5 protein-coding genes and 1 riboswitch are annotated in these 6,657 nt (G+C 63.0%); of the genes, 4 read left to right on the top strand and 1 reads right to left on the bottom strand.

All coding sequences use genetic code 11. The annotated features are described in order from the left end of the window. Positions 1-536 precede the first annotated feature (536 nt). From QOC89_RS17350 to QOC89_RS17335, 4 genes are all read left to right on the top strand, one after another. A complete protein-coding gene (locus QOC89_RS17350; protein WP_323046141.1) occupies positions 537-947 on the top strand; it encodes a GreA/GreB family elongation factor in 411 nt (136 codons plus the stop codon). A 152-nt stretch (positions 948-1,099) separates the two neighbouring features. Then, a riboswitch (TPP riboswitch) is annotated at positions 1,100-1,218 on the top strand. Between the two features lie 178 nt (positions 1,219-1,396). Continuing rightward, entirely contained in the window at positions 1,397-3,328 is a 1,932-nt protein-coding gene (thiC, locus tag QOC89_RS17345) for a phosphomethylpyrimidine synthase ThiC (RefSeq protein WP_323046140.1), read from the top strand. 218 nt (positions 3,329-3,546) lie between these two features. After that, positions 3,547-4,071, top strand: coding sequence for a hypothetical protein (locus QOC89_RS17340; RefSeq protein WP_323046139.1), 525 nt, complete (start codon positions 3,547-3,549; stop codon positions 4,069-4,071). Positions 4,072-4,492: 421 nt separating this feature from the next. Further along, a complete protein-coding gene (locus QOC89_RS17335; RefSeq protein WP_323046138.1) occupies positions 4,493-6,091 on the top strand; it encodes an L-lactate permease in 1,599 nt (532 codons plus the stop codon). A gap of 374 nt (positions 6,092-6,465) precedes the next feature. Here QOC89_RS17335 and QOC89_RS17330 read toward each other — a convergent pair. Further along, the coding region (locus tag QOC89_RS17330; RefSeq protein ID WP_323046137.1) for a hypothetical protein at positions 6,466-6,657 on the bottom strand (192 nt) is incomplete at its 5' end.

Below are 6,657 nucleotides of genomic sequence, written 5' to 3'. Positions count from 1 at the left end.
CGCAAGCGACAACACTCCGCCGTCGCGGCCGACCCGGTAGTGCCCGTCACTGGCGGCACGAAACACCCGCCCGCCGCTATCGACAAAACGCTCGGCCAACGCGTCGCGCGCCGTCGCGCCGTTGTTCGCCTGAAGCGCGACATCCGCGCCCGTGGCCACCGCACCCCGTGCACACGGCCCCCCTCGGGCAGCAATTAAGGAGACACCCGGCCCGTGCTAACATTCACCTTTCGATTGCGCCGATCAAGCTTTCTTTCCGGCGCTCACCCAAACTTCTTTCTCTCTGCCGGCTACCCCGATGCGCTTTCCGATCTCCCGTGCCTTTAATCGCTTGCGCCCCCGCCGCGCCACCGGTTGCGCGCGCACGGACGTGTCGATGCCGCATCCCAGCCAGCCGTTCCGAACGCTCCCGCTTCTCGCCGCCCGGCGCCCGATCTGACGTTGCTCCCTCCATCACCGGGGCCACGTCGTCGGGCTCCGGGCTGATCTCATCCGCACGTCATTCCCTTATATGCAGATCAATTGGAGAACCCGTCATGAAAAAGGCGAAAACCTGTTACCTCACCGAACTCGACGTCGCCCGGCTTGAAAAGCACGCGGCCGCGCCCGGTGCCGACGCAAGATTGCAGGACATGCTCGACGACGTCCTGGAACGTGCCGTGATCGTCGAATCGCGCGACATCCCCGCGAACATCGTTACGATGAATTCACAAGCCACGCTGGTCGACGAAACCAGCGGCGAGCAGATGACCTGGACGGTCGTCTATCCGCCCGATGCGGACTTCGCGCAAGGGCGCCTGAACGTGTTTTCGCCGGTCGGTCTCGCGCTACTCGGCGCCAAGCGCGGCGAACGCATCCGCTTCACGCCGCCGAGCGGCACGGAGAAAGTGCTGAAGCTCGATAAGATCCTGTTTCAGCCCGAAGCCGCCGACGATTTCACGCTGTAACGCAAGCCCGCTCGCACTTCAGATTTCCGCACCGCATCGCACCCGGCAGCCCTCTCACAACAAGAATACTGCGCGGCTGACCGGCGTTACTCCGACATCTGACTTTTTCAAGACGGGTTGCCAAGCAGCGCCCGAGCGGTGTATCGTGTGCGCTGCTAACGCGGGGGTCCTGCGTCGCACGGAGGTTGGAGGTCCGTGTTGCGTGGGTGAGAAATACCCTTTGAACCTGATCTGGATAATGCCAGCGCAGGGAAGCGTACGGATTTCGCACTCCAGCTTTATCGCCTCACTTCTCGCGATTTCCGACAACTTCCGTCTCGTCTCCTGCTTAGCGGCCCCGAATGGGACTGGAGTCGGTGCCTGGCACCCACTCTCGTCGACCGCAACAAGTTGCATGGGACCGGAGTAAGGCGCTAAAGCGCCAGCTCCGGTCGACCGAGGAGATCCGCATGAACGCCAATCCGAAATTCCTTTCCGCCGACGCCCACGTCGACGCCGCCGCTGTCGCCCCGCTGCCGAATTCCCGCAAGGTCTACGTGACCGGCTCCCGAGCCGATATCCGCGTGCCGATGCGCGCAGTCTCCCAAGCCGACACGCCGGATAGCTTCGGCGGCGAGAAGAATCCGCCGGTCTTCGTCTACGATACGTCGGGCCCGTACTCCGATCCGGAAGCCAAGATCGACATCCGCGCCGGCCTGCCCGCGCTGCGTCAAGCCTGGATCGAAGAGCGCGGCGACACCGAAGCGCTGACGGGTCTGTCGAGCGACTTCAGCCGCGAACGCGCCGCCGATACCGCGACCGCCGAGCTGCGCTTCCAGGGCCTGCACCGCACGCCGCGCCGCGCAGTCGCCGGCAAGAACGTCTCGCAGATGCACTACGCGCGTAAAGGCATCATCACGCCGGAAATGGAATACATCGCGATTCGCGAGAACCAGCAGCGCGCCGCGTACCTGGAAAGCCTGAAGACGAGCGGTCCGAACGGCGAAAAGCTCGCCGCGATGATGGGCCGCCAGCACCCGGGCCAGGCGTTCGGCGCGAGCGCATTCGGTCCCGACGGGCTGAAGGAAATCACGGCGGAATTCGTGCGTGAAGAAGTGGCCCGCGGCCGCGCGATCATCCCGAACAACATCAACCATCCGGAAAGCGAGCCGATGATCATCGGCCGTAACTTCCTCGTGAAGGTGAATGCGAACATCGGCAACTCGGCGGTGACCTCCTCGATCGGCGAGGAAGTCGACAAGATGACGTGGGCGATCCGCTGGGGCGGCGACACGGTGATGGATCTCTCCACCGGCAAGCACATCCACGAAACGCGCGAATGGATCATCCGCAATAGCCCGGTGCCGATCGGCACGGTGCCGATCTATCAGGCGCTGGAAAAGGTCAACGGCAAGGCCGAAGACCTGACGTGGGAAATCTTCCGCGACACGCTGATCGAACAGGCCGAGCAAGGCGTCGACTATTTCACGATCCACGCGGGCGTGCGGCTGCAATACGTGCCGCTGACGGCGAAGCGCATGACCGGTATCGTCTCGCGGGGCGGCTCGATCATGGCGAAGTGGTGCCTGGCTCACCACAAGGAAAGCTTCCTGTACGAGCACTTCGAAGACATCTGCGAAATCATGAAGGCGTATGACGTGGCCTTCTCGCTCGGCGACGGCCTGCGTCCCGGCTCGATCTACGATGCGAACGACGAAGCGCAACTCGGCGAACTGAAGACCTTGGGCGAGCTGACGCAAATCGCGTGGAAGCACGACGTGCAGACCATGATCGAAGGCCCCGGCCACGTGCCGATGCAACTGATCAAGGAAAACATGGACCTGCAACTGGAATGGTGTGACGAAGCGCCCTTCTACACGCTCGGACCGTTGACCACCGACATCGCGCCTGGCTACGACCACATCACCTCGGGCATCGGCGCCGCCATGATCGGCTGGTTCGGCACGGCGATGCTCTGCTACGTGACGCCGAAGGAACACCTCGGGCTTCCGAACAAGGACGACGTCAAGACGGGCATCATCACCTACAAGCTCGCCGCGCACGCCGCCGACCTGGCAAAGGGTCATCCGGGCGCGCAGGTGCGTGACAATGCGTTGTCGAAGGCGCGCTTTGAATTCCGTTGGGAAGATCAGTTCAATCTCGGTCTCGACCCGGACAAGGCGCGCGAATTCCACGACGAAACGCTGCCGAAGGATTCGGCCAAGGTCGCGCACTTCTGTTCGATGTGCGGCCCGCACTTCTGCTCGATGAAAATCACCCAGGACGTGCGCGAATTCGCCGCGCAACAAGGCGTCACCGACGACGAAGCGCTGAAGAAAGGCATGGAAGTGAAGTCGATCGAGTTCATGAAGAAAGGCGCCGAGATTTACCAGCGGCAGTAAGGGGCGGGTTGCGGGCGCAGCAGCCTGGGACGCCTATCAGTGACGGGCGTGTGGCCGGGGGACGAAAGCAATCCCGGCCACACCGGTTGCTTCGCAAAACAGTCTGCAATGAGGTGAAATAAGCCGTTACGGTTTTGCAATCCTGTTGGCGCTGGGGCGGCGTAAGCTCAAGCCATGACGCCCCGAATGGCGGCGTCCGATTAAAACAGGAGCGCGTCATGAAGTCCCGTCTCTTCAACACGGCTAGCGCGATCGGTACGCGCCTGCCGCGTCGATTCTCACGTTTCCCACGTATTTCACAAACGAGCCTGGCGCTCGCCGGCGCGGTCTGTATGCTGACGTTGTCCGGCTGCTATTACCCTTACGGTTACTATCCGGCCGGCTACTACCCGTATTACGCCACTGTCCCGGCAGGCGCGGCACAACAGGACGTGCAGGTCGGGCCACCCGATGCGCAGGCGGCGCAGCAAGGGCAGCAGGGGCAGCAACAGTCTCAGGCGCAGCAGGCGCAGTATGCCCAGCAGAGCCCGCCGCCCACGTATGCGGTTGCGGCCCCGCCACCCGCCTATGTGGCGCCGGCTTATCCCGTCTACTATCCGCCGGTGTATCCCGCTTACTACGGGTATCCTGGCTGGTACGGGCCGTCGGTCTCCATCGGCTTCGGTTTCGGCGGCTATTGCTGCGGCCACGGCGGGTGGGGCGGACATGGCGGATGGGGTGGTGGCCACGGCCACTATCACTGAGTGTCGCAGCCGGAACTCGCTGACGGGCTTCGGCGTCGAGCGTCCCATGCCCGTATTGGCCAGGCACGGAACCGGTCTATGCCGCATAACGCACGCGTTCCGCGTTGCCCCAGCGGTGGCCAGCCCGCCAGCATGGTCCTTGCCGCGCCGAGTCGGCCTCGCGCGCCTCGTGGCGCGAGCAACGCGGGCCGCTCGCGTCAGCGATTCACCGGCGCCCTTTCTCCTCGCGCCCGTAGTTTCCCTTCTTGACGCCTGACGCCCGGGCTCTATGCTTTGGGAAGCCACACGCATGCAGTACCTGTTTAGATAAGCGCCCCGGCACGTCTTCGACGCGCCGACAGCGCCCATCCGTCCTACCAGACCGACGCGCCCGCAGTGCATAGTCCCGCGTCGAGTTCGAACAACAACGAAGGAGACGTGGATGTTTCACCAGCTACTCACTCCCGTCGGCAATTCACTCTTGCCGTCATTCCTGGTCGCCGCGCTACCGATCATCGTCGTCCTGCTGCTGCTCGGCTGGGCGCGCCGGCCCGCCTGGCAGGCTTCGCTCGCGGGGCTGATCGTCGGCCTGATCGTGGCCATCTTCGTGTGGCAGTTTCCGGTCGGGCTCGCGGTCAATTCCGTGGTCGCCGGCGCGGTCTTCGCCTGCTGGCCGGTCATGTGGATCGTGTTCGCGGCGATCCTGCTCTACAACATCTCGCAGCGCTCGGGCCGCTTCGCGGCCTTTCGCATGTGGATGATCGACAACCTGCCGAACGACCGGCGCGTCGTGCTGGTCGTGATCGGCTTTTCGTTCGGCGCGTTGCTCGAAGGGATTTCCGGCTTCGGCACACCGATCGCGATCACCAGTTCGCTGCTGATCCTGCTCGGCTTTCCCACCCTCGAAGCACTCACCTTCACGCTGATCTTCAATACCGCGCCGGTTGCGTTCGGCGCGCTCGGTGTGCCGATCACCGTGCTCGGCGCCGTCACGCACCTGCCGGCCGATTCGCTCGCCAAGATGGTAGGCCGGCAGTTGCCGTTCTTCGCCTTCCTGCTGCCGTTTTACGTGATCGGGGTGTATGCGGGTTTTCGCAACATGCTGCGCGTATGGCCGGTGCTGCTGGTGTCCGGCGCGAGTTTCGCGCTGACGCAGTTCGTCTCCTCGAACTACGTGAACTACAGCTTGACCGACGTGTTGTCGTCGATGGTGTCGCTGGTCCTCACGATTGCGTTTCTACGCGTCTGGAAACCCGCCGTCGATCCGAAATTCGCGATCAATATCGACCGTGTCGCCGAGGTGCGCGGCAAGATCGGCGGCGCCCAGGGCTGGTATCCGTGGATCATCGTCTCGGTAGTGGTGATCGTGTGGACCATCGCAAAGGTTTTCCTGATCGGCGATGTCAAGGTGCTGTGGCCGGGGCTCGACAAGGCCGTGTTCATCACGCTGTACAACACGCCGTACGGCGCGGTGTGGGACTTCCAGCCGCTTGCGACCGGCACGGCGATTCTGGTCGCCGCGATCATCACGGCGCTGATGGTAAAACTGAGCGCGCGTGAATTCGGCGCGGCCATCGTCGACACGTGGGTTCAGACGCGCATCGCCATTCTGACGGTGGCGACCATCGTCGGCCTCGCGTATCTGATGAACTACTCGGGGCTCACCTACACGCTGGGGTTGGGTGCGGCGTCGGTCGGAGCGTTCTTTCCGCTGGTGTCGGCGTTCCTCGGCTGGGTCGCGGTGTTCCTGTCCGGCAGTGACACGTCGGGCAACGCGCTGTTCGGTAACCTGCAGGTGGTGGCGGCCAATCAGTTGAACCTGAACCCGATCCTGATGGCGGCGACCAATTCGTCGGGCGGCGTGATGGGCAAGATGATCTCGCCACAAAACATCTCGACCGGCGTGGCGACCACCGAACTCAAAGGCAAGGAAGGCGTCGTGTTCGCCAAGACCTTCAAGCACTCGATTCTGTTGACGGTGATTCTCGGCATACTGGTCTGGGTGCAGCAGAACTTCCTGCAGGGGATGATTCCGCATTGAGGGCTGGCTGAGCTGGGGTGCGCCGGGTTCGTCGGCGTAACGACAGGCGCATGGCCCACCTTGAAGCAATGGCTTGGGCGGGCGGTCCGATCCAGCTAGCTGGCATCGGCATGAATGAAGCGGCGGGCGTGCTCTTTCGAAGGCACGCCCGTTTCTATTGAGAGCCTGCATTCGACTCGCCTAAGCCAGCGCGGGCACACTGCATTCGACCGGCCTGAGCCAGTGTGGAGGGGCCGGCTGTACTCGCGCCAGCGGCGCTGCCGTCAACGTCCCCGTGCGCCTGTTTTTCGCAAAATAACTCACATTCTTTCGTACGCCCCTCTCACGGGCCTTTTATCTTGCCTTCCAACGCGTCAATCTCATCGTAATTTTTCTCACATCAGCGTGAGAATTGCTCGTTTTGCGACCCACCCGCCTGCGCTTACGATGACGACTGGCAGACGTCCTTCATCTCCGGAATCTTGCCGTTTCATTCCAGCCTGAAACGTTTCGCGCAATCGCGCTGCTACGATGCGCACACGTCCCGACTCAACCGCGCGCGGCGCCACGACAATGAATGCCAAAAA

The sequence above is a fragment of the Paraburkholderia sp. genome, assembly GCF_034668105.1.
Classification (GTDB): Bacteria; Pseudomonadota; Gammaproteobacteria; order Burkholderiales; family Burkholderiaceae; genus Paraburkholderia.
The sequence above is the reverse complement of the archived record's forward strand: the minus strand, read 5'-3'. Positions and strand labels throughout refer to the sequence as shown.